The 25,371-nt window shown below is 34.5% G+C and carries 19 protein-coding genes; 9 read left to right on the top strand and 10 right to left on the bottom strand.

Going from position 1 to position 25,371, the window contains the following annotated elements; translation table 11 throughout:
- Positions 1-65 precede the first annotated feature (65 nt).
- Together AOY20_RS05750 and msrA are read left to right on the top strand one after the other, a co-directional pair.
- Positions 66-527: an META domain-containing protein gene (locus AOY20_RS05750; RefSeq protein ID WP_054580978.1), complete on the top strand. Its 462-nt coding sequence runs from the start codon at positions 66-68 to the stop codon at positions 525-527.
- 105 nt (positions 528-632) lie between these two features.
- A complete protein-coding gene (msrA, locus tag AOY20_RS05745; protein WP_054580977.1) occupies positions 633-1,154 on the top strand; it encodes a peptide-methionine (S)-S-oxide reductase MsrA in 522 nt (173 codons plus the stop codon).
- 48 nt (positions 1,155-1,202) lie between these two features.
- Here msrA and AOY20_RS05740 read toward each other — a convergent pair whose 3' ends face one another.
- The 5 genes from AOY20_RS05740 to gspF all read right to left on the bottom strand — a co-directional run bounded on the left by AOY20_RS05740 (position 1,203) and on the right by gspF (position 4,986).
- A complete protein-coding gene (locus AOY20_RS05740) occupies positions 1,203-1,844 on the bottom strand; it encodes a fumarylacetoacetate hydrolase family protein (protein WP_054580976.1) in 642 nt (213 codons plus the stop codon).
- Between the two features lie 26 nt (positions 1,845-1,870).
- A complete protein-coding gene (locus AOY20_RS05735; RefSeq protein ID WP_054580975.1) occupies positions 1,871-2,383 on the bottom strand; it encodes a hypothetical protein in 513 nt (170 codons plus the stop codon).
- Between the two features lie 85 nt (positions 2,384-2,468).
- Positions 2,469-3,224, bottom strand: a complete 756-nt coding sequence (locus tag AOY20_RS05730) for a hypothetical protein (protein WP_054580974.1) — start codon at positions 3,222-3,224, stop codon at positions 2,469-2,471.
- Between the two features lie 99 nt (positions 3,225-3,323).
- Entirely contained in the window at positions 3,324-3,755 is a 432-nt protein-coding gene (gene gspG / locus AOY20_RS05725; RefSeq protein ID WP_054582547.1) for a type II secretion system major pseudopilin GspG, read from the bottom strand.
- Between the two features lie 25 nt (positions 3,756-3,780).
- A complete protein-coding gene (gspF, locus tag AOY20_RS05720) occupies positions 3,781-4,986 on the bottom strand; it encodes a type II secretion system inner membrane protein GspF (RefSeq protein ID WP_054580973.1) in 1,206 nt (401 codons plus the stop codon).
- Positions 4,987-5,139: 153 nt separating this feature from the next.
- Here gspF and AOY20_RS05715 point away from each other — a divergent pair, with 153 nt between their 5' ends.
- The 7 genes from AOY20_RS05715 (at position 5,140) to AOY20_RS05685 (ending at position 12,559) form a co-directional block, all read left to right on the top strand.
- Positions 5,140-7,362 carry a primosomal protein N' gene (locus tag AOY20_RS05715; protein ID WP_054580972.1) on the top strand — a complete coding sequence of 741 codons (2,223 nt, stop codon included), beginning with the start codon at positions 5,140-5,142 and terminating at the stop codon, positions 7,360-7,362.
- 53 nt (positions 7,363-7,415) lie between these two features.
- On the top strand, positions 7,416-9,266 hold the full coding sequence (locus AOY20_RS05710; protein WP_054580971.1) for a monovalent cation:proton antiporter-2 (CPA2) family protein: 1,851 nt from the start codon (positions 7,416-7,418) through the stop codon (positions 9,264-9,266).
- A gap of 50 nt (positions 9,267-9,316) precedes the next feature.
- Positions 9,317-10,192: an Hsp33 family molecular chaperone HslO gene (gene hslO / locus AOY20_RS05705; RefSeq protein ID WP_054580970.1), complete on the top strand. Its 876-nt coding sequence runs from the start codon at positions 9,317-9,319 to the stop codon at positions 10,190-10,192.
- Positions 10,193-10,419: 227 nt separating this feature from the next.
- Entirely contained in the window at positions 10,420-11,367 is a 948-nt protein-coding gene (locus tag AOY20_RS05700; RefSeq protein WP_054580969.1) for a DnaJ C-terminal domain-containing protein, read from the top strand.
- A gap of 10 nt (positions 11,368-11,377) precedes the next feature.
- A complete protein-coding gene (locus AOY20_RS05695) occupies positions 11,378-11,710 on the top strand; it encodes a chaperone modulator CbpM (protein ID WP_054580968.1) in 333 nt (110 codons plus the stop codon).
- An 81-nt stretch (positions 11,711-11,791) separates the two neighbouring features.
- The gene (locus tag AOY20_RS05690) at positions 11,792-12,046 is read left to right on the top strand and encodes an HP1242/YdcH family protein (protein ID WP_054580967.1); all 255 of its coding nucleotides are present in this window, start codon (positions 11,792-11,794) and stop codon (positions 12,044-12,046) included.
- Positions 12,047-12,334: 288 nt separating this feature from the next.
- On the top strand, positions 12,335-12,559 hold the full coding sequence (locus AOY20_RS05685; protein WP_054580966.1) for an HP1242/YdcH family protein: 225 nt from the start codon (positions 12,335-12,337) through the stop codon (positions 12,557-12,559).
- A gap of 48 nt (positions 12,560-12,607) precedes the next feature.
- Here AOY20_RS05685 and pnp read toward each other — a convergent pair whose 3' ends face one another.
- The 5 genes from pnp to AOY20_RS05660 form a co-directional block, all read right to left on the bottom strand.
- Positions 12,608-14,695, bottom strand: a complete 2,088-nt coding sequence (pnp, locus tag AOY20_RS05680) for a polyribonucleotide nucleotidyltransferase (RefSeq protein WP_171250438.1) — start codon at positions 14,693-14,695, stop codon at positions 12,608-12,610.
- Positions 14,696-14,949: 254 nt separating this feature from the next.
- On the bottom strand, positions 14,950-15,219 hold the full coding sequence (gene rpsO, locus AOY20_RS05675) for a 30S ribosomal protein S15 (RefSeq protein ID WP_004637724.1): 270 nt from the start codon (positions 15,217-15,219) through the stop codon (positions 14,950-14,952).
- An 816-nt stretch (positions 15,220-16,035) separates the two neighbouring features.
- A complete protein-coding gene (recD, locus tag AOY20_RS05670) occupies positions 16,036-17,796 on the bottom strand; it encodes an exodeoxyribonuclease V subunit alpha (RefSeq protein WP_054580964.1) in 1,761 nt (586 codons plus the stop codon).
- Positions 17,797-17,859: 63 nt separating this feature from the next.
- Positions 17,860-21,564, bottom strand: coding sequence for a UvrD-helicase domain-containing protein (locus AOY20_RS05665; RefSeq protein WP_054580963.1), 3,705 nt, complete (start codon positions 21,562-21,564; stop codon positions 17,860-17,862).
- Between the two features lie 3 nt (positions 21,565-21,567).
- Entirely contained in the window at positions 21,568-25,260 is a 3,693-nt protein-coding gene (locus AOY20_RS05660; protein ID WP_054580962.1) for an exodeoxyribonuclease V subunit gamma, read from the bottom strand.
- Positions 25,261-25,371: the final 111 nt, after the last annotated feature.

Here is a 25,371-nt window from a genome sequence, read left to right as displayed (position 1 = left end):
AGTGCTATGTGTTTTCTAGTTTTCTGTTTATATTAGAAATATATCAATTTAAAAGTGATTTAAAAATGTTAAAAAAATTGTTCGCTATTACTATCTTAAGCTCAACTTTGGCAATTGTAGGTTGTCAATCTACTCCAAGTACTTCTGCAAATATGACAGCAACAAATTTAACACTTTTACAAAATACAACTTGGGTTGCTACCAAAATTGGTAAATCAACGATCGTTTACAATAATGATGCACCTAATCGTGCTAGCCTCCAGTTTGATGAAGCAACACATCGCGTGACTGGTACCGATGGCTGTAATCGTCTTACAGGTGCGTATAAAGCAGGAAAAGATACTTTAGAGCTTGAACAAATAGCATCTACTCGTATGGCTTGTATGAATAATGATAATTTAGATCAACAATTTAATGAAGCTTTAGCAAAAGTAACCCATTACCAAGTATTTAATAGAACTTTAAAACTACTTGATCGTCATGGTAACCCTGTACTTGAATTTGAAAGTGTTATTCAGCCTCGTTAATCAAATATAAGGCTTACTTCGGTAAGCTTTTTTTATAAAAGATACATTGTAATTTTCCACAAATGCCCCTATATATAAAACCGAGTATTTTTTAGGGATATTACCATGCAACAAGCACTCTTTGGTGGAGGTTGTTTCTGGTGTACAGAAGCTATTTTTTCACGCTTAATCGGTGTTCAGAAAGTCACTTGTGGTTATGCCGGTGGAAATACCATCAATCCTAGCTATGAAGAAGTGTGCAAAGGTGATACAAACCATGCAGAAGTTATTTTAGTTGATTTTGATGAAACTCAAATTCAATATAAACATCTTCTAGATGTTTTCTTTGCAACACATGATCCAACAACATTAAACCGCCAAGGTAATGATATTGGAACACAATATCGTTCTGTAATTTATTATTATGATGAAGAACAGAAGCAACTTGCACAACAAGCGATAGATGCATTAAAAGCAGAAGATTTGAATATTGTGACTGAAGTTACTCCAGTACCAACTTTTTTCCCTGCTGAAGAATATCATCAAAGTTTCTTTGTGAAGAACCCAACTCAAGGTTATTGCAACTTCGCAATTCCACCGAAATTATTAAAACTTCATAGTAAGTTTCAACATCTCCTTAAAGATTAATAAAAAAGGACTGCTAAAGCAGTCCTTTTTTATTGAATTGAAAAGACTTTATGCTTTGACAGCAGTTGTCCAAATATAATCTTGGCTACGACCTTTTAAAGTCATTTTTAATTGATCACCAGATTGTAATGCTGCCACTCCAGCAGGAGTTCCTGTCATCACGACATCACCTGCCTCTAACGTAAATACTTGATTAATATCAACCAATAATGCACCGATATCAAAAATCAAGAATTCAGTATTTCCATGCTGACGTAATTCATCATTAACATGCAAGGTATAATTTACTTTATCCCAGTCAGCAATTTCAGAAACATCAACCCAATCTGCTAAAACACATGAACCATCATAAGCTTTAGCACGTTCCCAAGGCTGACCTTTCTTCTTCAAATCATCTTGTAAATCACGCAGTGTTAAATCTAAACCCAAAGTAACTGCACCCACTGCTGCTAAAGCTTTTTGTGGATCTGTTTCAGCTTTTAAAGTTTGATCAATACGTAATGTTAATTCACATTCATAATGACAACTACCTAAAGCTTCGTTCCAAGAAATATCAGCTTCTAAAGAACTTAAACTACTTGGCGGTTTAATGAAAAGAACAGGTCTATCAGGAATTGCATTACCTAATTCTCTTGCATGATCTGCATAGCTACGACCGACACAGACAATTTTTGATGGACGAGTATTCATCATCTTCCTTGCTTATTTATTCAATATTATTTTTTGAAAGTATTTTCAAATAATGTTTGATCTGCTACATCTTTAAATGCACTTTTAGGTACAATCACCGCTGTAGGATTTTTAGATTGTCCCATTTTCAACTCTAACATATAGGTTAAACGACCAATTGCAAAATTTTGTACATTTGAATATTCAAATTCTCTTTTATGTCCATTACTAAAAATTTCAGCTTTTTCTTGATATAAATCTATACCTTGCTCACTTTTACCAATTTGATATTTTACAAACTGACGTTTAAACATCATTGGTAAAAACCAATAGCGCATTAAAATTTGTAAAATTAAGAAAAAAGCACCTAAAGCAACGTAATAGCCACCAACACCATCAAGACCAAGGTAAAAACCCCAAACAATAATTGCAATACTAATTACTGGTGTAATAAAACGGGTAAATTGCTTTTTTCCAAATGTTGCTAAAGCAAAACCATCTTGAGATTCTTCAAGAGTTAAAATATATCGTAAAGACAAAGTAGGCTTAATTTCAGACATTCGTTCAACGCAACATTAATAAGTCGAGTTAAATTTTACACCAAATTATGATCAAAACATTGCTAAAATTAAATGAACAACATATTTAATGATTTGCATCCATAATTAAAAAAAGTGGAACTACCACAATATCAGCTAACAATGTAAACGGTGTTACAGCGATTTTTTTTAATAAAAGTGGATAGTTAGCCTTACTTGTTCTAGTGCTTATATCTCTATCATAAAGTTCTATAGAATATGGTTGACTAAATTTTTGATGTTCTAGAGCTTTAAATTGCTTATTTAAACCAACAACCTCTCCTTTTAAATCAATTGTTTTTATATAAATTTCTTGTCTTTCCGTTGTATTAACCATCACTGTCCTTTTCTTAGCTCCTATTTTTAGAAGTTCTACATTTTGTTGCTCTGTTATGTTTGGATTCACATAGTATAAAGTCATAGTCGTGTAAAATATCAAATGCTGATCTGTTGATGTTTCATCATCAAAAAATATTTCAAGCTTACATTCATTACACTCTTCTTCTTGTTTTAAACGCCAATACTGAATACCCGTATTCGAATTAACAATTTTTAATGCCTCATCTTGCCCACTCAAAACTTTATAACCGTACTTTTTTCCAATAATAAATAATTGAGTATCTTGACTCGACTGAGTTTGCACCAAACCCAATAACTCATCTTTTTTCAGAAGCTTTTTTTTATATATCGTTTTGTTTTGTTCTTCCCAAACTTTCCCCATTGAGAACATGCCATTACCTTCATGCCAAACCATTGCAGTACAGCTGATCAAATAGAAGGGAATAAAAAAAATTAAGCTTAATTTAAATATTTTTTTATACATAACAGACTCTTTATAAAAATTTAATTCTGATATTTTTAAAGAATTATTTTTATTATTTGAAGAGTGCTATAGAAAACACTCTTCATTTTTCACAATGAATTAGTATTTATAGTAAATATCAGCATCGGTACCTTCACCACCTTCTTTTCCATCTGCACCTAATGAATATAAATCATAAGGACGACCATCTGAGCCTGGATTAACATATTGCAAGTCATTATCCCAACTGTCTTTAGGATATTTCTTTAAGTATCCACCAATCGGATAATTTTTAGCATTTGCAGGCTGAGTAACTAAAGCTTCTAATCCACCATCCTGAGAATTTGGATAGCGGTTATTATCCATTTTAAAAGCATCTAACTCTTTTGCCACACTATTTAATGTGATTTCTGTTGTTTTAATTTTAGATGAATCTACTTTACCCATCACATTAGGAACAACCAACGCGGCTAAAACACCCAAAATAACAATCACAACCATCACTTCAATTAAGGTAAAGCCTGATTGCTTATTTAGCCTTTTCATTTTCATTCCAATTTCTCGCATATTTTTATCATCAAATCATATTGTTCATATTCACAATTGGCAACATCACCGCCATTACAATTACCAAAACAATACCTGCCATAAAAACAAGCATTAATGGTTCTAATAATGCCAATAAAGTTGAAATAAATGTGGTCACTTCTCTATCTTGCATACTCGATGCTCGACTTAACATTAGATCTAATTCACCTGATGCTTCACCACTTCGAATCATTTGTACCATCATAGGAGGGAAATAACCACTACGCTCCAACTGTGTTGATAAATTTCCACCCTCTGTGACTTTTTCAGCAGACAAATTCACAGCATCTCGTATCACCCAATTGTTACTTACAGCAGCCCCAATTTTGAGCGCATCGACCAAGGGTACTCCAGACTGAGTCAAGATAGATAACGTACTTGCAAATCGTGCAGCATTAATACCACGTGAAAGCTTACCAAATAATGGCAGTTTGAGTATTATTCGATCAAAAGCATAATGCCCTGCTGTTGTTCTTAAAAATCGAATTAATAAAATAATCCCCCCCATACCAGCTAAAGTCAAATACTGCCAAGATGCTCGAATAAAATCACTCGTCTTCATTAAGGCAATTGTGAGCAAAGGCAAAGCATCTTTATTATGCTCAAAAGTTTTTACAATATCAGGGACGACATACGTCATTAACCCCATCACAATTGCAAAAGACATCAGCATAAGAATCATAGGGTAAATCATGGCACCTTGAATTTTTTTCTGCATCGCAAATCGATTTTCAGTATATTCAGCCAACTGATCTAAAATTAAATCTAAGTGCCCTGAGCGCTCACCTGCAGCTATTGTTGCAATATATAAATCTGGAAAACGTCCTGATTGTTGCAAAGCATTCGCAAAAGAATACCCTTCCAAAACTTTTGAACGAATAGATAACAATACTCTTTGTACATGTGCTTTTTCACTTTGTTTTGCAACTGCTTTAACCGCCTCTTCCAATGGAATAGACGCAGCAATTAATACAGATAATTGTCTGGTCATTAATGCCAAATCATAGGCTGTTAATTTTTTTTGAAACCACGTGCTTTTTGATATGTTTTGTCTTTGCTCAACAGGCTCTACTGAAATAGGAATAAGTTCCTGTTCTCGTAATTGTTGACGAATTTGACGTGCAGAATCCCCTTCAAGCACACCTTTTTTTTGCTTTCCTAATCCATCTATAGCGGTAAACTGATATGCTGGCATTGTGATGCTCTTTTCATCCTCATTTTTATTTTAGTTCAGTCACACTGAAAACACTAAAATTATTCATATTCTGCATTATATTATTCCATATACTCTAACATAACGCACTTTCTAGCACGACGATTATACTGTTATAGGATTATTGACATCGCTATGCCAACAACTTTAGAAACAAACTCAACCAATTATCGTATTCGTGTTGCTGTGCCTGTACACCTTTACGACACTTTCGATTATTTGGTGACAGAAGAGCAGTATCAGCATATTCATCTTGGTGCTCGAGTTTCAGTTTCTTTTGGTCGCCAAAATCTAGTTGGCATTGTTGTAGAAAAACTTCCAACCAATCAACCCATTCAAACAAAATTCAAACTAAAATTTATTACAGAAATTTTAGATGAACATGCAATTTTAGATGAAAAAGTTTTAAGTTTATTGACATGGTCAGCACAATATTACCAATTTCCAATTGGAGAAGTTATACAAAGTGCTTTACCTACGTTATTACGTCAAGGAAAGCCCGCTGATCTATTAACTCGAGTTTGGATCTTACTGGATGAGCATGCTGAAACAAAAATTAAACGCTCAGATAAACAACAAGAAGCTTATAAAATTCTAAAGCTTCATCCTCAAGGAACAACAGAAAATATTTTGAATTTAGCAGGTATTGAAACTGCAACATTAAAAGCTTTAGCCAAAAAAGACATTTGCAAATGTGTGCATGAAAAACAAGATTTAAGCCCAATGCCAATGACTTTGGCACAAATGCCTCTCACAGCAAATGAAGATCAAAGAAAGGCCATTGATACCATATTAAAAGCACAAAATAAGTACCAAGCATTTTTATTAGATGGATTGACGGGGAGTGGTAAAACTGAAGTCTATTTACAAGTCATGGAACGAGTCCTAAAACAGGGAAAACAAGTTCTTGTTCTTGTGCCTGAAATTGGTTTAACTCCTCAAACAATTAGCCGTTTTCAATCTAGATTCCATTGTAATATTGTCTTGTTACATTCAGGTTTAAATGACTCAAAACGCTTACAAGCATGGCAACATGCTCAATCGGGAAAAGCATCTATTATTTTAGGGACGCGCTCAGCAATCTATACTCCCCTGCCAAACCTAGGTTTAATTATTTTAGATGAAGAACATGATCTTTCTTTTAAACAACAAGAAGGTTTTCGTTATCATGCAAAAGATGTCGCTTTATATCGTGCACATTTAGAAAAATGTCCAATTATTCTAGGCTCCGCAACACCAAGTATTGACTGCTATGCGCTTGTAGAACAAGGCAAACTCAAATTATTAGAACTCAATCAGCGTGCAGGTTCAGCCCTTATGCCCAAAATGCATGTACTTGATTTAAAAGTGAGTCCAAAACAACATGGCATCAGCCAATTACTCATTGGTGAAATAAAAAGACGAATTGAACGCAAAGAACAAGTTCTTATCTTTTTAAATCGACGTGGATATGCACCTGTACTTATCTGTGATAGCTGCGCATGGCAAGCAAAATGTCCAAATTGTGATGCCAATTTCACTCTACATTATCAGCCATATTCTCACTTACACTGCCATCATTGCGGTACGATTCACCGTAAGCCTGATCACTGCCCGCAATGTAATCACGAAGAACTCAAACCAATTGGTATGGGAACAGCAAAAGTTGAGGAAAGCTTGAATGAATTATTTCCTAATGTTGACGTTATCCGTGTTGATCGAGATTCCACAAGTCGTGTTGGTAGCTGGCAAAAAATTTATGATCGTATTCAAACCAGCGAACCTGTAATTTTACTTGGTACACAAATGTTAGCCAAAGGACATCATTTTCCTTATGTCACACTTGTTACCATTTTAGATATAGATTCGGGCTTATTAAGTGTTGATTTTAGAGCCCCTGAACGAACGGCACAGCTCATTGTTCAAGTTTCAGGTCGTGCAGGTCGTGGAGAGAAAAAAGGTGATGTGTATTTACAGACTTTACGTCCAGATCATCCCCTATTAAGCACTTTGGTAAATCATGACTATCGTGCTTTTGCTCATCAGACTTTAAAAGAACGTAAAGCGGCATTATTACCACCTTATCGTTATACAGCACTCATTCGATGTGAATCTAAAAATCAACAATTGAATCAAGACTTTTTACAAGGATATGCTCAAAACCTAAGAACAAATGCAAATGAGCTTATTGATATTTGGGGACCTATTCCTGCACCAATGGAACGTAAAGCTGGACGTTATCAAGCACATATGGTTTTGTTATCACAAGATCGAGCTAAATTACATTTTTACATCCGACAATGGTGGCAAAATATGTTGCATCAAAAGCCATCAAATATGAAACTAAGCTTAGATATAGATCCTCAGGAATTGAGCTAAATATATCTTCTATTTTCAAAAATATAGCAAATAAATACACTTAGGATTAATCCATGTCTTTACTGTTGCAAGTTACAATTTTTCTCGGTGCAGCTTTGCTCTTAGTTCCATTACTGAAACGTTTTGGTATTGCTACAGTTCTAGGATATCTGTTCACAGGTATTTTATTAGGTCCTAGTGTTTTTAATCTCGCGAGTAATCCTGAACAAATTCAAGAAATTTCTGAATTAGGCGTTATTCTGCTGATGTTCCTGATTGGTCTTGAACTCAGACCACAACGTCTATGGGAAATGAGAAAATCCATTTTTTTAATGGGTAGTCTTCAGGTTGGAATCACTTCTATTCTTCTGATTACGCTTATTTTCTTTGCATTACAGCAAAGTATTCAGGCTAGTTTTGTCATAGGTTGTGCACTAGCACTTTCATCCACCGCATTTGCCTTACAACTTTTAACTGAAAAACAACAACTTAATAGCACTTACGGGCAACAATCCTTTTCCATTTTATTATTCCAAGATATTGCTGCTATTCCACTCATTGCCATACTACCATTATTAGCAGGAAGTGAATCAGCACATCATGGCATTGCATATTTCGCAGCAATTGTTGCCGCCTTTACAGGATTATTCTTGTTTAGTCGCTATTTGATGCGTCCATTTTTCCGCTTTGTCGCCAAAAGTGGTGCTCACGAGTTAATTACCGCAGTAGGACTATTTATTGTTCTCACTGTTGTAGCATTAATGGATTTACTTGGAATTAGTACGACGCTTGGTGCATTTCTAACAGGCGTACTATTAGCAGATTCTGAATTTAGACATGAACTAGAAGCCAGTATCGCTCCATTTAAAGGGCTACTCCTTGGGCTGTTCTTTATGGCTGTTGGTATGACAACCCAACTTTCGTTACTGGTTGAAATTCCTTGGTTCATTGTTGGCGGAACACTCGCTTTACTCACCATTAAACTTATTGCACTAACAGCAATTGCTCGTTACTACAAATTTTCATGGCGAAATAGTTTATTGCTAGGAACCTGCTTAGCTCAAGGTGGTGAGTTTGCTTTTGTTGTTTTAAGTGTTGCTAAAACTGAGAAAATTATTACTCAAGCTATGCTAGAACCACTCACATTAATCGTCACACTTTCTATGGTATTAACACCATTATTATATTTGCTTGTGACAAAATTAATGAACATATTTTTAGAGAAAGAAAAAGCACCAATTTATGATGAAATTCCCGAATCAGAAGTTCATCACCCAATTATCATTGCAGGCTTTGGGCGATTTGGACAAATTGTTGCTCGTGTTTCGTATCTTCAGCATTTGAAATTTACAGCCATAGATAACAACTTAGAAAAAATTGACTTCGTCAGAAATTATGGTGGTAAAGTTTATTATGGTGATGCAACTCAACCTGATATTTTAAGAGCTGCAGGTATTGAACATGCGAAGTTATTTTTACTGACCATTGATGATATTGAAGATTGCATGAATATCGCTCGTCATATCAAATTAAATTATCCAGATCTCAAACTCTTGGTTCGTGCCCGTGATCGACATCATGTTCACTTATTACGTGATCTTGGTGTTGAATATATTTGGCGTGAAACGTATTTATCCTCACTTGGTATGGCATATCAAACACTTTGCCAAATGGGGATCAGCGAAGAAGATGCTTATAAAAGTATTGAGCTATTTAGAGATTATGATGAAAAGCTCCTTGCTCAACAACAACATGTATATACAGATGAACAAAAAATATATAGTACTCATCGTAATGCTCTAGCAGAGCTCGAACATTTGTTTGAAAATGATGCTCAAAATCGTGATGAGCCTGTAACTGGTGTCAATTTAAAACGACATTTAAATTCTCAGCGTCTTGATGTCACAAGAGATAGTGTAAAATAGCTTGTCTTTTTACAAATCATCACCATTTAAACGGGGTTATGGAGAATTTTATGTCTGATTTACGCCAACGCTTTTTTATTGAAGATAGCCCTGTTCGTGGTGAAGTCGTTCATCTTGAAGAAGCTTTACAAACGATTTTGGCACAACGTGATTATATGCCAGCAGTAAAAATTCTGTTAGGTGAAATGCTCAGTGCAACAGCTTTATTAGCAAGTACACTTAAAATTAAAGGTCGTATTAGCTTACAAATTCAAGCTTCTGGTAGCTTCAAATGGGCTATGGCTGAGTGTAATCACTTAGGCGAAGTTCGTGCATTAGCAGATTATGAGTTTGATTCTAGATTCACGCAAGCAGATGACAGTAGCACTGTATTATCTTCTTTAATCAGCCCTGTTTTATTTATTAATATTGAACCTGAATTTGGTGAACGTTACCAAGGTATTGTACCGCTAGACCAGCCTACTCTGGCAGGTTGTTTAATGCAGTATTATGACTTATCTGCACAAATTCCAACACGTATTGTTCTTGCAAGTAATGAACAAACTTCTGGTGGTTTACTTATTCAACTTTTACCTCGTAATAATGAGGAAGAACAAAAACGAGTTGATGAAGATTTATGGCCAAGACTTACAATGTTAACCGAAACATTGAAAGCAGATGAGTTAACCCAACTCGAGGCAAATGAAATTCTATATCGTCTATATAACGAAGAAGAAGTTCGTTTACCTGAAGTTGAAACATTAAAATTTGGTTGTACATGTTCTAAAGAACGCTGTGAAACTGCACTTCAACAAATTGGTGTTTCTGCAGTACGTGAAACGTTAGAACATCAAAATCCAATTTCAATGGATTGCCAATTCTGTAATGCCAAATATACATTTACAGCAGAACAAGCTTTAGGCTTATTTGGTGAACATTTAAGTTAATTTAAGTTTGATCCAAAGGATGGAGTTTTCCATCCTTTTTTACTTCAAAAGACCATAAATTTTATACAACTATTCATTTTTTATTATTTCCCCCCAAAGATACTTACGATTATTAATCTAATGTTACATTGTCATGATTCGTAAAGATTAACTCAGATAATGCTAATTTTTTATACAATTATTGTGGTAATAATAAAGGTATTACTTAATAATTTTAAGAATCCCAAATGGCAAAAAATTTTTATGAAATACTAGGTGTTAAAAAAGATGCAACACCTGAACAAATCAAAAAGGCTTATCGTAAATTAGCACGAAAATATCATCCTGATATTAGCAAAGAAGTCGATGCCGAAGAAAAAATGCAAGAAATCAACGTTGCATACGACACCCTTAGTAATGATGAAAAGAAAAAGCAATACGATTTTGAATTAGAACATCCAAATGGATTTAATCATTTTGATTCAGGTTCAAATCAATATTATCAAAATACTCAAGGCAATCATGAACAATATGATTTCTCAGGGTTTGAAGATCTTTTTGGACGCTTTGGTACAGGATTTGGCGGTTCCGATTATGGATATCAAAGAGACCAAAGACAACAACATAGAAGTTTCAAAGGCGATGATCAACATGCAAGCCTAGACATCGATTTAGATATTGCCTTTCATGGTTCAACACAGAATATTACTTTGCAAATTCCAACATTAAATGCATATGGAGAAGCTGAAGTACAACGTAAAACCTTAGAAGTTAAAATTCCAAAAGGGATGAAGGATGGACAACAAATAAGATTGTCAGGACAAGGACAAACAGGTATAAATGGAGGTACGAATGGCGATTTATATATTGAAATACGTTACAAACACACAGAAAAAATTCGTGTAGATGGCGCTGATATCTATCAATCAATTGATGTTGCACCTTGGGAAACAGCCTTAGGTCAAGCAATTGAAATTCAGACTCCAGCAGGAAATAAAGTACAAGTAAATTTACCTAAAAATAGTCGTACAGGACAGCAATTGCGACTAAAAGATAAAGGAATTCCAAGCAAGACTCCCGGTCATCTTTATTTGTTACTTAATATTGTAAATCCACCTGCAAACACTGAAGCAGAACAAGCTGCTTATCAAGTATTTGCAGATGCATTTACTCACTTTAAGCCTCGTCAATCTTAAGGAGCAAATCATGACAACTATACATTATCGTGAAATTGTCTGTGGCGATTGCATTGAAGCTCAAATCGTAGATGAAAACATATCTTTCGATTTAAATCATTTTGCAGAAGCTTGTGGGCAAAGCCCTGAATGGGTTTTACAACTGCTCGAATATGATATTTTACCCGATCGTCCAGATGAACGTGTTCATCAGTTTTTTGGCGAAGATGTCACTATCGCACTTCGTGCATATCGTTTACAACGAGATTTTAATGCTAGTTTAACTGCTGTTGCAATGATGTTAGATCTCATTGATGAAGTACAACACTTACGTCGAAAAGTAAAATATTTGCATCCAAATTAAATGCAATTCGTCATAGCTCATATGCTTATAAACATATGAGTCCCCCTTATCATCTGATTTTTTATGAGGATTTTGACACTGATGAAAATGAAAGACTGTAATAAAAAATATAAAAATATGTTCCCTGAATTTAAAGATGTGATTGCCACACTCAGGGAAGATAATCCACATTTTGCAAAAATGTTCGAGAATCATGAGGAACTCGACAAGCAAATTATTTCATTGGAACAAAATCCAGTGAATCAAATTAATGACAATATTGAAGTTTTAAAGCGCAAAAAGCTTAAAATTAAAGATGAGATGTATAAAATACTTAAAGCATCTCAAAATCAATAATTCATGTCAAAACCAATAATTTTAGAATATTTAAAGTTATTGGTTTTTATTATTATCTACAAAAAACAACATCTAAAAATATAACTTTTATTTGAGCCTTACAAACTCTTTTCTAAAAATTTTAAGGCATAAAATAAATGATTTTGTTATACAAAATATTAACATCCAGATACATATTATAATTAGCTTTCCAATATGATTTTTTATTAGGATGTATAAATAGATTATTTTTATTAATCTTTATCACTTAATTAATATTATTTAATTAAGATATAACAAGGAGAAAATATGTTTCCCGAATACAGAAGTTTAATTAGCCAACTGAAACAAGAAAATGCTCATTTTGCAAAAATTTTTGATGAACATAATACATTAGATCATGAAATTTTACGTCTAGAAAAAGATGTAGTCACAAGTACCTCTGATGAAATTGATGTATTAAAGCGTAAAAAATTGAAACTTAAAGATGAAATTTATGTCATGTTAAAGCATGCGGAAGAAAAATCTTCATAATATATAAAAAAAGCCCGCAAAATGCGGGCTTTTTTAAGTCATGAACAATTAAGCTTGTTCAATATCTTTCATTGTTAATTTAATACGACCACGGTTGTCTACATCTGCAACTTGTACTTTTACATCCTGGCCCTCTTTCAATACGTCTGCAACGTTTGCAATACGCTCGTTAGAGATTTGAGAAATGTGAAGTAAACCATCAGTACCTGGAAGGATGTTTACGAACGCACCAAATTCCACAATACGAATAACTTTACCAGCGTAAATTGTACCCGGTTCAACTTCTGCAGTAAGCGCTTGGATTTTTGCAATTGCAGCTTGAGCAGCAGCTTTTGTTTCACCAAATACGCGAACTGTACCGTTGTCTTCAATATCAATTGCAGCTTTAGTTTCTTCAGTGATTTGACGGATTGTCGCACCACCTTTACCAATTACATCACGGATCTTATCAGGATTGATGTTGATTACCTGGAATGTTGGCGCATGCATTGAAATTTCTGGACGAGCACGTGAAATCACTTGATTCATCGCATTAAGGATATGCATACGACCAGCATATGCTTGGTTCAATGCAACTTCCATGATCTCTTCAGTAATACCTTCTATCTTGATATCCATTTGAAGTGCAGTAATACCATTTGCAGAACCTGCTACTTTAAAGTCCATATCACCAAGGTGATCTTCATCACCTAGGATGTCAGAAAGAACTGCGAAACGCTCGCCTTCTTTCACTAGACCCATTGCGATACCAGCAACTGGAGCTTTAAGTGGAACACCTGCATCCATAAGTGATAAAGAAGCACCACATACAGAAGCCATTGAAGATGAACCATTAGATTCAGTAATGTCTGATACGATACGAATTACGTACGGGAAGCGATCTGCTGGTGGAAGAACTGCTTGAACACCACGACGTGCTAGACGACCGTGACCAATTTCACGACGTTTAGGACCTGATTCACGACCAGTTTCACCCACAGAGTATGCAGGGAAATTATAGTGCAACATGAAATTATCAGTTTTTGTACCAGCAAGTGTATCAACCATTAGTGCATCACGTGTATTACCAAGCGTAGTTGTTACTAATGCTTGAGTTTCACCACGTGTGAATAATGCTGAACCATGTGCACGATCAAGCACACCAACTTGTACATCAAGTGCACGAACAGTTTCTGTATCACGACCATCAATACGTGGTTTACCAGATAAAATATTGTCGCGTACAGTACGATATTTAAGATCTTCAAATAACTCGTTTACTTCGTCTGCAATACCTGTTTCATCATCTTCAGGAACAAATTGAGCTACAGCTTCAGCGTGAAGTGCATCAAGTGCTGCATAACGCTCATGCTTAACAGCGATTGTGTATGCTTCAGAAATCTTCGCTTCAAATGCTTCTTTTAATTGAGCAAGAAGCACTTCATTTTTCGCAGGAGCGATCCAAGTTGATTCTGTTGCGCCCGCAGCTGCAGCAAATTCTTTAATCGCCTGGATTGCAATTTGCATTTCGTCATGACCGAACAATACAGCACCAAGCATTTGGTCTTCTGAAAGCTCTTTCGCTTCAGACTCAACCATCAATACCGCAGATTCAGTACCTGCAACCACAAGATCAAGATCCGACTCTTTTAACTGTTCGTGATTAGGGTTAAGAATATACTCACCGTTGATTAAACCAACACGTGCACCTGCGATTGGACCGCGGAAAGGTGTACCAGCAATTGACAATGCAGCCGATGTACCTAACATTGCAGCAATGTCAGCATCCATAGTTTTATCAGAAGAGATAACCGTTGCTGTCACTTGAATTTCGTTATAGTAACCTTCTGGGAACAATGGACGAATTGGGCGGTCAATTAAACGTGAAATTAAAGTTTCTGCTTCTGAAGCACGACCTTCACGCTTACCATATCCACCAGGAATACGACCAGCAGCATATTGTTTTTCTTGATAGTTTACTGTAAGCGGAAAAAAGTCTTGACCCGCTTTAGCTGTAGGTTGAGCAACAACTGCAACTAATACAGTTACGCCCCCCATTGTGATTACAACTGTATTTGCTTGACGAGCAACACGACCAGTTTCTAATACAACATTATACTGACCATATTGGAATTCTTTACGAACAATATTAAACATTGACATGTATTTTTGTTTCCTAATTTATTCTAGTGGAGACCCCTAAGGTTTAGCATTCACTAGCCCATAAGTTATGGGCATAAAACATAAATGACAAAACTTAGAAGCCGACCTCACCAGAAAGACTATTTTTAAACACAAAGAAGGAGCGAATCATCGCCCCCTCTCAATTATCTAGAAAAAACTAGACATTCTTTTATTTTCAGTAATACAGCACTTAACATGCAATAACCCGAAAAAAAGTTTCAATCGAATTAACGACGTAAACCTAATGCACCGATCAAAGCAACATAACGGCCATGATCTTTACCATTTAAGTAGTCTAATAATTTACGACGTTGGTTAACCATACGGATAAGACCGCGACGGCTATGGTGGTCGTGTTTATGCTCTTTAAAGTGACCTTGTAAGTCATTGATTTGAGCAGTTAAAAGAGCAACTTGAACTTCTGGTGAACCAGTGTCATTTTCAGCACGAGCAAATTTAGCGATGATCTCTGCGCGATCTGCATTTGTTAAAGCCATTCGATTTCTCCGAGATGCTTAAGATTTAAAATTTCGATATTGATCAATTGAAAACAATTGACTGCCGTGCATCACTACAGCAAGTACAATATTTTAAGGGAAATACGGGGGAATTGCAAAACTAAATCCATAAATCTATGTGTATTAAAAACATACATTTTATTACTCTTATATTTTTATGCGGGATTAACTTTATATTTCAACTTTATTCAACTCAGAGCACTTCAGCATATTTCATTTAACTAAAAATAATAAATCTAAAGATATTTAAAGAAATATTTCGAATTTATTTAAATATATAACTAAATGAAAAAAGACAGCCTAGTGGTGTGCTAAGCTGCCTTATGTGCGCTGTTTTTTCATTTTTATTATTTTCTTTTAATTATTATTCAGCATTTAAGCTGTGTTTTTATATAACTATCCTTGTATATAGCAACACTTCCTTGTTTACATATCTTTACATTAAAATACTAGATAAAAAACAGACATTTTCGTATATCTTTGTAGGATATTTTACACAACTTAACAATGTAACATTTTGAAATTATTATATATTTCACATATAAAAAAGCCTTGTAGTCTCTCCCAAAACTACAAGGCTTAGCGGCTGTAATTTCCTCTATTCCTTACGTCACTGTAAGTTCGTTGTTATTCAACTTAATATTATAATTTTACGATTTATACCCAGCATTCCTTGCTAGATTATTTTATAGCGCTATCTTCTCAGATCAGATTGGGCTAATCCATGCGCAAATATCTTGAATCCTTGTAAGCATTTTCTTACAGAATGTCTATTTATTTAGCAAAAATTATTAATTAATCCAGTAGATTAATTTTACTTAACAACCCACTCTTTCTGACTGTTCCGACTTTAATAGATTGCTCAAATGCTGCCTGATCTACCAATAAACTCACTACAGATTTAGCACGTGTAATAGCAGTATAAATTAATTCTTTACTCAGTAAATTTTTTGCCTTTTGATCTAAAACAACTGCTGTATGCTTAAATTCAGATCCTTGTGATTTATGAATTGTAAGGACATATGCTGTTTCAATATTCTTCGGTAACCGATTTGCAAGAACCCATTTTTCTAGACTTGGAAAATAAACTTCAAAAGGTGTAGAAGAATCTGAAGTTCGCTTTAAACAAATACCAATATCCCCATTGGATAACCCGAGTTGATAATCGTTATATGTCATCATCACGGGGCGCCCAACATACCAATCCCCTATTTTAAGCTGTTGAGTACTGCTTAAAAAGCGTTGCTCGATTTGCCTATTTAGGCTCTCCAATCCAAATAATGAATGACGAATTGCGGTTAAAATTCTATATTGGTCAAATGCTTCTAATACTTGATATAAAGATGCATTGGAATATTCATTTTCTAAATATTTTTGAATTGCCTGACTATAAGATTTAAATCCTAAAAATAACTGATCATAATATGTTGAAAGATGAGTATGGCTGGAAATATCTTGTGGTAAATACTCCAATTGAACGACATCAGACATTTCTGCATTGATTTGAATATCTTTTAATATTTCAGCAGGAACAATCGTTTTAGAAAATTTATCTAAAATATCTGAATCAGCGTGCTCATTTAAAATAAACTTCGCCATTTTCCCAATTAAAGCACCTTCTTTAAAACGACGACTTTTAACTAAATTAATTCTATTTTCAGACAATGCATCCATATTCTGTAAATCTGCCAAAACATTTCCGACATCTACAGAAGCTAATTGCTGCGCATCCCCTAATAAAATAAGACGTGCTTGATCTGGAATGGCACAAAAAAGCATGTTTGCTAAATTCAAATCGAGCATTGAAGCTTCATCAACTACAATTAAATCATAAGGTAAAGGCTGTTTAAGATTGAATTTTGGATGTGATGAGTGCCCTAAACCCAATAACCGATGAATCGTAATAGGTGTAATTTGTTTAAGTTCAGGTGTTAAGAATTCTGCTAAATTAGAATCATTAAAAGAATTCTGTAATGCCTCTTTCATTCGTTGAGCGGCTTTTCCTGTTGGGGCAGCCATTGCAATACGTAAATTTGGTTGAGCATAATTTAATAGCGCAATAATACGTGACAAAGTATACGTTTTACCTGTTCCGGGTCCACCTGTAATAATACTTAAATTATTATTAATAACTGTTTTTAATGCATTTTTTTGATACTCATCACTAAAGAGTAACTCAACATCCATATATGGAATATCTAAAATAGTTTGTTGCTTTAAACGAATAATTTGTTGTGCTAAAGATGCCTCTAAAGACCAATAACGGTATAAATAAAGAAAATACTGATCGTAAATAAATGGCGCTACATTTGTAGATGAAAGCTCCTGATTATGCAGAGCTAAATTACCTAATGCTTGAATATCCTCTTGAGTTGCATCAATACAACTATCTCCTCGTGTGATTGCTTCCAAAATATCCTGTATCACTTTTGAAGATTTTTCACTTAATACTTGTGTGGAAAATGGTGATTTTGAAATAAAATCACTCCAGACTGAAAACCATGCTAAGGATTGACTTTCAGGTTGTTGTTTAAGCACTTTTTGATGGTTTTCCACACAATTATCCTCAAAGTTATCCACAATCTAATTAACTGTATTAATAGTAAAAAATAGTTACATTCAGACTATATTGACTAGTTTATCCTCAGTATATGTGCCTAAAAGTGCATCAAGTCGCAAAATAAACTCAGCTTCGGGTTGCCAATACTGATAGCCTTGCAACATTTGACCATTCATACCACGCAAATATAAATAAGTTGCACCACCCAAATGCTGATAAATATCATAGTTATCTAGCTGAACTTTCAAATAACGATGTAAGGCAACTAAATATAATCCTGCCTGTAACCAATAACTTGAATGTGACATATTTTCTTTAATTTTTTCAGAATCATAATGAGATTGGTCAGTCCCTAAAAAGTTACTTTTATAATCTGCAATTTGATAACGCTGACCATCAAAGAAGACTAAATCTATTGAACCTGTTAAATAACGTGCTGAATTTGCTTCGTTTAAATCCAGCATGTAAATACCATAATCGGAAAACAGCTGATGAATTCGTTTCGTCGACAACACATGATCAGCTAATGATAAATAAAATGGGAATTCAGCTAAATGTTGCCCTTTTTCAAGATTCTTCAATTGAAAATCTTGATATAAAGGTGTATCTAATACATCTACCAACCATTTTACCATCAACTCAATAAGTTGATTTTCATGATGTTCTGGAAAATTTTGATTAAATTTTTCAAGTAGTTCAGCCCATAATGCAGGATAATCATTTTTAAAACGTCGATAAATTTCAAGCGACCAAAATGTCATGTCTTGAAAATCAATATGCTCAAAAATTTCATGTAGAAAGTTACCAGCAACCGTTCCCATTGGGAATTGATGTTTAATCCAGTCGATTGGCTTATCACACTCCTCTTCTTGTTCTACAACACTATGTATTTCATCTTCAGCACTTTCAATTTTTTCAATTTGAGCTGCTAACGCATCAATTGCCTGTTTACGACTTAAATGTTGAGATAAGGCACTAAAGCTTGTTTTTGAACGTGGATAAAATCGTTGTTCAGGAAAAGTCAGCGCATGTAATTCAATCATTTGAATTTGCTGTTCTTTAATAACACTAGGGCGTTCTTTTAATGGTTCTTCATTTGTACTAAAAGAATGCTGGAAAATTTGTTCCCCTTGTCCCCTCCAAAACGCCAATCCTGTTGTAGATTTTCCTTCAGTGTCACTCATCATTGCATAAACACGATAACTTGCTCGAGTCAATGCAACATACCATAAGCGGTGCTGCTCTGCCTCGGCACGCTGCTGATGCTGTTTTTGGGCTTCATCTGTAATTAAAGCCTTGTCATTAATTGCGATAACTCGATATTGCTCTACTTGTTTTGTTGCTGGATTTATCACCGTTTCTGTGGAGAAGTTTAATGTTTTCCCCATTTCTTTAAATGTTTTATCTGCCCCGAGTAAAAAGACAATTTTATACTCTAATCCTTTTGATTGGTGAATGGTCATGAGTTGAATACCTGCCTCATTTGACAGTTTACGCTCCAACTCCCATTCTCTTTCACTAGGTGATTCTAATTGTTTTAAATACCACTGATAAAGATTCTGAGCACCTTGATATTGTTCACTATGTTGACTTAAAACTTCCGTAAGATGTCTTAAATTAACAACTGCGCGTTCATTATCACGACTTTGGCTTGCAACCATATTTTCCCAAATATGGAATAAATTTAATGCAAATTGCCAAGCCGTTAGAAAACCTTTATCGAGCCACATTTCACGAATTAAATCAAAATCTGCAATAAATTGACTTAAGCCTTCTGCTCGTTGCTCAAGTTCAATTAAATCTTTCAGTTTAAAATTCAATAATCGTGTTAATAATGCGCGCTTTACTTTTCCCTCATCATAAGGATGCATAATTGCCGTTAATAAAGCCCCCACATCTTTTGCAATTTGGCTATCAAGCACACTTTTTTTAGATGGACGATTTACACGAATTCCCAAGCGTTCCAACTCATACTGCGCCTTATCTAAACCATCATGATTTTTAGATAAAATCGCAATATCATCTTCAATAATTTTTTGATGAATACCATTGTTATTTAAAAATAACTGCCCTAAAGCACTTTGATTTAATAATTCACGAATCTTCCAAGCCACTTGAATCGGCTCATCTGCTTTATCTTCAAGCATAATCCATCTTAAAGGTAAATGATTTTCTCCATGTTGATCAATTAAAGGAGCATGTTGTCGCCCTGCTTCAACAGGTTGATAAAATACATCTTCTCCAAAATCCATTTGCCGTTGAAATAAAGCATCAACCACTTCAACCAAATGTGCAGTCGAACGATGATTAAATCTTAAACTATATTGATACCCATGCTTGGCAAGAACATCTATTCTTGCTTTGTTATAGGTCAACATGTCTCCGCCACGAAAACCATAAATTGCTTGCTTGGGATCACCCACCATAATCATGCAACCAGTAGTATAACGCTGTGCATCACGCCAAATTCGTGCAAGCATGTCATCTTGATCTTGATTCGTATCTTGGAATTCATCCACTAAAATTAATGGATATTTTGCTTGAATAAATTGAGCAAAACGTTGACCTTGAAACCCTTGTAATGCTTCTGACAATGTTCTAATTTGCTGAGCAAAGGTCGTTTCACCTTTTTGTTGTAATAGCTGTGGAAGACGTCTTTTTACTTGCTGACTTAAATAAAATTTTAAATATGCGTCTAATAAATTTAAATCAACATCAAGCTGTTGTAACTGTTCAAAAAATCCTTTTAATTGTACAATCACTGGATGCTGATTAAACGTATCTAATACGTTTTCAGCGCATTTATTAAGTGCTTTTTTTGTACTTAAATCACTTAATCTCTTTAATGTTTCAGAGAAATGTGGTGCAAATAATGCATAACTTCTCTGTGCTCTGAGTGCCTCAAACAACTCTGGCAAATCCAGACATAAAGTTTTTTGCATTAAATGATCAGTACGCCATTTCTTTGCGATAATATTATGATGTAACCCATCTTCTAAATAATACTCACCTAAACTTTCTATTTGATTTAAATCAAGTTGTAATAATTTATCTATAGCTAACTCAAAATGTTCAAGATCAAGCTTTGGTGCTTCAACTTCTTGAAAATGCGCTGAGGTGAAATTCAATGTATTTTCAACAATAGTAATATATTGATCTACTGATTTTAGTTTTTGTTGAAGTAGTAAATAGTTAATCACATTTTGAGGTTGAGCTTGAATCCACTCTCTCAACACATCATGAATTAATTGATAAGTATAACTTTTAGCATCATCTGTAATTTCTGCTAACTCAATTTTTCCACTTTCAAAACTAAATTCACGTAAAATTTTCTGACTAAAACTATCTAAAGTCCCAACAAATAACTCATCTAATTGATCTAAAACTAGTTTTAGTCGTTCTTTGGCATAATCAACTTTATCCAGATAATCTTGAAGAACCTTTTGAAATAATGGATCTTTTTCTTGCTGCAAAATGATCTGTATTTCAGCCGAAGTTTTATTTTGAAGATCATCAAAAAATTTTAAGGTATCTATTAAACGTAAACGAATTCGTGTTTTTAATTCAGCCGCAGCAGCTCGTGTAAACGTTGTAGCAATCACCTGATGAGGCAAATATTTTCCTAATAAAATACGAACCATCAAACTCGATAAAGTATAAGTTTTTCCTGTTCCTGCCGAAGCCTCAATCCAGTGTAATCCTTCAAATTGCATGTCTTTAATGGGTTCAAAGGAAATATGATTCTTCGCTTGATTATTATTCATGAATTAATCCTCAAGCGTCTTTTGATGCCAAAAAATTGGCTGATACAAATTATAAGAAAATTGTTCACATGCACTTTCAAGTAATGCTTGTACATCTTGCTCTTGCAAAATAAATTGCCAATCTCGGTGGTATTTACTAGACTCATTAGACCTTACATCAAAGCCTGAGAACTGACCATTTTCATTCCAAGTCTTTAAGATGTCATCCATATTTTGAATGACCATGTTTCCATTTGCATCACTTTGCCATTCAAGTTCTTTCCCTTTTTCCATTACTTTTAAAATCAGTGCAGCAGGCAATACAAGTGGTTGAGTTTTACCAAACTCCCAAGCATCTAACCAAAGTTGAAGCCATTGTTTTGCTTGGTTTGAGCTAACACCTTCACATAAAATAGTCTGATCACTAAACACAACTATTCTTTGATAATCAGCACCACCTTCCGCTAAATTTAAATAAGCTAACCACAATAAATATTCCAACCAGACTTTAGCCCGACGATTTGCCCGAGCACTAGAAGCATTAATACTCACCCAATGTGTCGCACTGTGCTTCGGTAACACAACATTCATATGTAAATCAGCATTAATACGCCAAACTTGATGTGTTGTTACCGTTTCTTCTGAAGCGTATTTCTGTAAACGATGTTTCAATTGTTCTTGCTCAATCAAACTCATTTGCCATGCACTTTCTTGAATTTTTCCAACAGGAAGCCGATCCATCAACAACTCTTGATTTGCACTTTCTTGATATTGATGTAAAAAATCACGTAAAGCATATCGTCCTAGACCATCAAGTAATAATGGCTCAAAAGAGGTCGGTACATCACTTGGACTTAAATTTTTAATCCCTAAATTTTTTAAATATAATCGTGCTGGAAATGTAACGTCATTGATCCATTGCTGACTGTCTAATACTTGAATATCTTCATCAAATAGAGGATATGTCGTATTTGCCCAACCTTCACGTTGTTCTTTTACCGAACGAATTTGATTCGCAACTTTAAACCATTGATCTCGATAACGAACCTCATGCTGTTCTTCAAAACCCAAAGGATCAAAAGGTTGTAAACGGTGAATGTGATATAAGCTTTTTAAGTGTTTAGGAATACTCAAACCATTTACAGAGGTTATTTCACTTAATGCTTTCTCTGATTTATCTGATGTTTCAACAATTAATTCCAAATGCTGTACTAATTCTTGTAAGACTGTTGATGGATCTCTTACTTCTCCATCATTAATATCAAAACCATTGTAAAATAACCATAAATTTTCTTGTGCCAATAAAAGTACATCTAAAAATGCACCTTGATCATCTTCTAAACGAGAACGATCTCCTAATTGTGGCTTAAGAATATCCATAAGATCAAAAGGTAAATTCACATTCCTATTTGGGAATTTACCACCATCTAAATTCAAGACGACAATCAGTTTATAAGGTAATGGTCTAATTTGACCAATTTGACTAAATGTAATTTGTCCTGTGGGTTCTGCTTGCTCTAATTGTGCATCTATTAAATGATTTATCTCTTCAATTAAGTACGGTAATGGTAATGATAATTCACCTAAAGCATGATGATTATCTTCATCATAAAAGTTTGCCAATGTCAGCATTCTTTCTTGTTTTTTAACAATTTTAAATACCGAACTGAGTGCATCTACCCCTGCATCTATAAATTCTAAAATATCCTTCATCAGCAATTTTAGCCATTGCTCAACATGAATGTTCCGTTCTAATTCATATGCAATCATCCAATCACGGCGATAATTAAAATCATGATAAATTTCAATTAGTTTTGCAATTAATTCAAAATCACCTGGACTCACCTGAGAATAACTTAAAATATCGTGAAATAAAGCATGTTCAGGAATGGCAATTCCTAAAGCCAAACGATCTAAAGCAAATTTAAAACTGAATCTAAAATCTTCATCACCTTCACTTAAACTTTGCTTTAAATGCTCCTCATCAAATCCACGCTTGAACCCAGCATCTGTCAATAATGCAATCATTCGTTCAACACAATGAATATCCAAATCATAACGAACCAGTGTTGCATTTAAACTTAACCAATCTGCGAAATCTTCTAGTGTAAATCGGCTTTGTATAAGTTGAATTCGACCTAATACCGCTCGCCAAGCATTACTTGCATCAAGCTGAGTAACCCCTGCAATTTGTATAGGTAAATAAACGGTATCCTGACTTAAACGTTGTGCCGATAGCGTATAAGAAGATGCTAAATTTCTCGTACTTGGTGGCGGTGCAAAAGTACTACGAATAAGTGATTCAATTCCCTTTAAATTTGGACTTAACACTAAAATATCACTTGGCTTACGCGGATTTTCTGCTGTACTTTTAGATAACCAATGAATAAGTTGATCTTTAAGTACTTCTAACTGTCTTTGTGATGAATGACAAACATGTATTTGAATAGAATCGTCATTAGGTTTTAAAGTATAAGCATGAGCTTCAGGCTCAACCAAATATAAAATATCAGACTGTACTTTAGCCAATAAAGTATCGGCATAATCATTAACAAAAAGATCTGCCCAAACACCTTCTTCACCTGAAGATAAACTAGATAAAAGAGAAAAATGATCTCGTGCTTGTTTTCCTAGTCGTGTTAAAAGTGGATGGCGCGATTCACGTTTTTCCGCATTAAAGTTTAAAGTAAATTTCTCAAAGAATTTTTGAATTTCTTCATCTGTCGCTTTCGGATTTTTTTCAATAAAGCGTTCTTTTACACGAACGTCATAACGAACTTTCCATTTTGGATCGACACTATCTGCCCAATACTCTTGTGATGGGTTGTAATGTAAAACAAAAATATCAATATATTGTCCAAGTCGTCTTAAGAAATTAAGCTGACTAGAAGGTAAATCTAATAACGTAAATACCACCAGTTTTTGTGGTAATTTTTTTACTGCATCTGTTGGGTTTTCAGGATTCCCCAAAGCCTGCCAAAATAGCTCATCAATTTCTTCCATATCTTGAAAGTCTTGATGAAAACCTTCTTGCCATAACCATCTTTGCCAAGCCTCTAATTCATATGCTTGCTGTAAAACAAAGGATGAAATATCTCCATTTGTTTTAAAAAACATATTTTCTATATCAAGTGCTTGATTATTTCCCCATAAATCTAGCCAGTTGCTTGGACAATGACACACACCTTCACATCCCTTCTGACAATGTCCTCTATATACCATATAGTTGCTAAACAATTTTGAAACTTGCTCTGCAACCCAATACAGCATACTTTGCTTTTTGAGTTGCTTCTCAATGCCTTGTTCTAAACGGTCAGCGTTGTCATAAATTTTTTGAATAATTGGGTATAAAGGATGATCTTGTTCAAGATGATTAGTTTCTTCATGAATATATTCTTTTAGTGCTTGAAATACTCGCCATTTCACAATAATTCGTGGAATGTTTGCTTTACGAACTTTATCTTTATGCTCATCCAAGACCCATTGATAAGCAGCCCATTGAAAGCCACGAATACGATGATGGAATAAGGCATTAGCACTAATCCCCTTTTTTTCTGAAAGGCGCTGTGTAAGCCAAGCCTCAACAGCAGGAGACGGTACAATAAAATGTTGTGGTTTTAAAACTTCAAATGGATTCGTTGTAGGTTTCTGTACGGTCTTTAGCATTGCTTCCAAAAGCACATCAATGCGTTGACTTTGAATAACATGAATCCCCATTAAACCTTCCTTTCCCTAAAACCAACACATACAAATCATTAAGATTATTGACTATACTTCTTCGCTTGTCCATGTCACATTACAGTCATGCTCATAGATAAAAATCTTAGA

It is taken from the genome of Acinetobacter equi, assembly GCF_001307195.1.
GTDB lineage: Bacteria > Pseudomonadota > Gammaproteobacteria > Pseudomonadales > Moraxellaceae > Acinetobacter > Acinetobacter equi.
The sequence above is the reverse complement of the archived record's forward strand: the minus strand, read 5'-3'. Positions and strand labels throughout refer to the sequence as shown.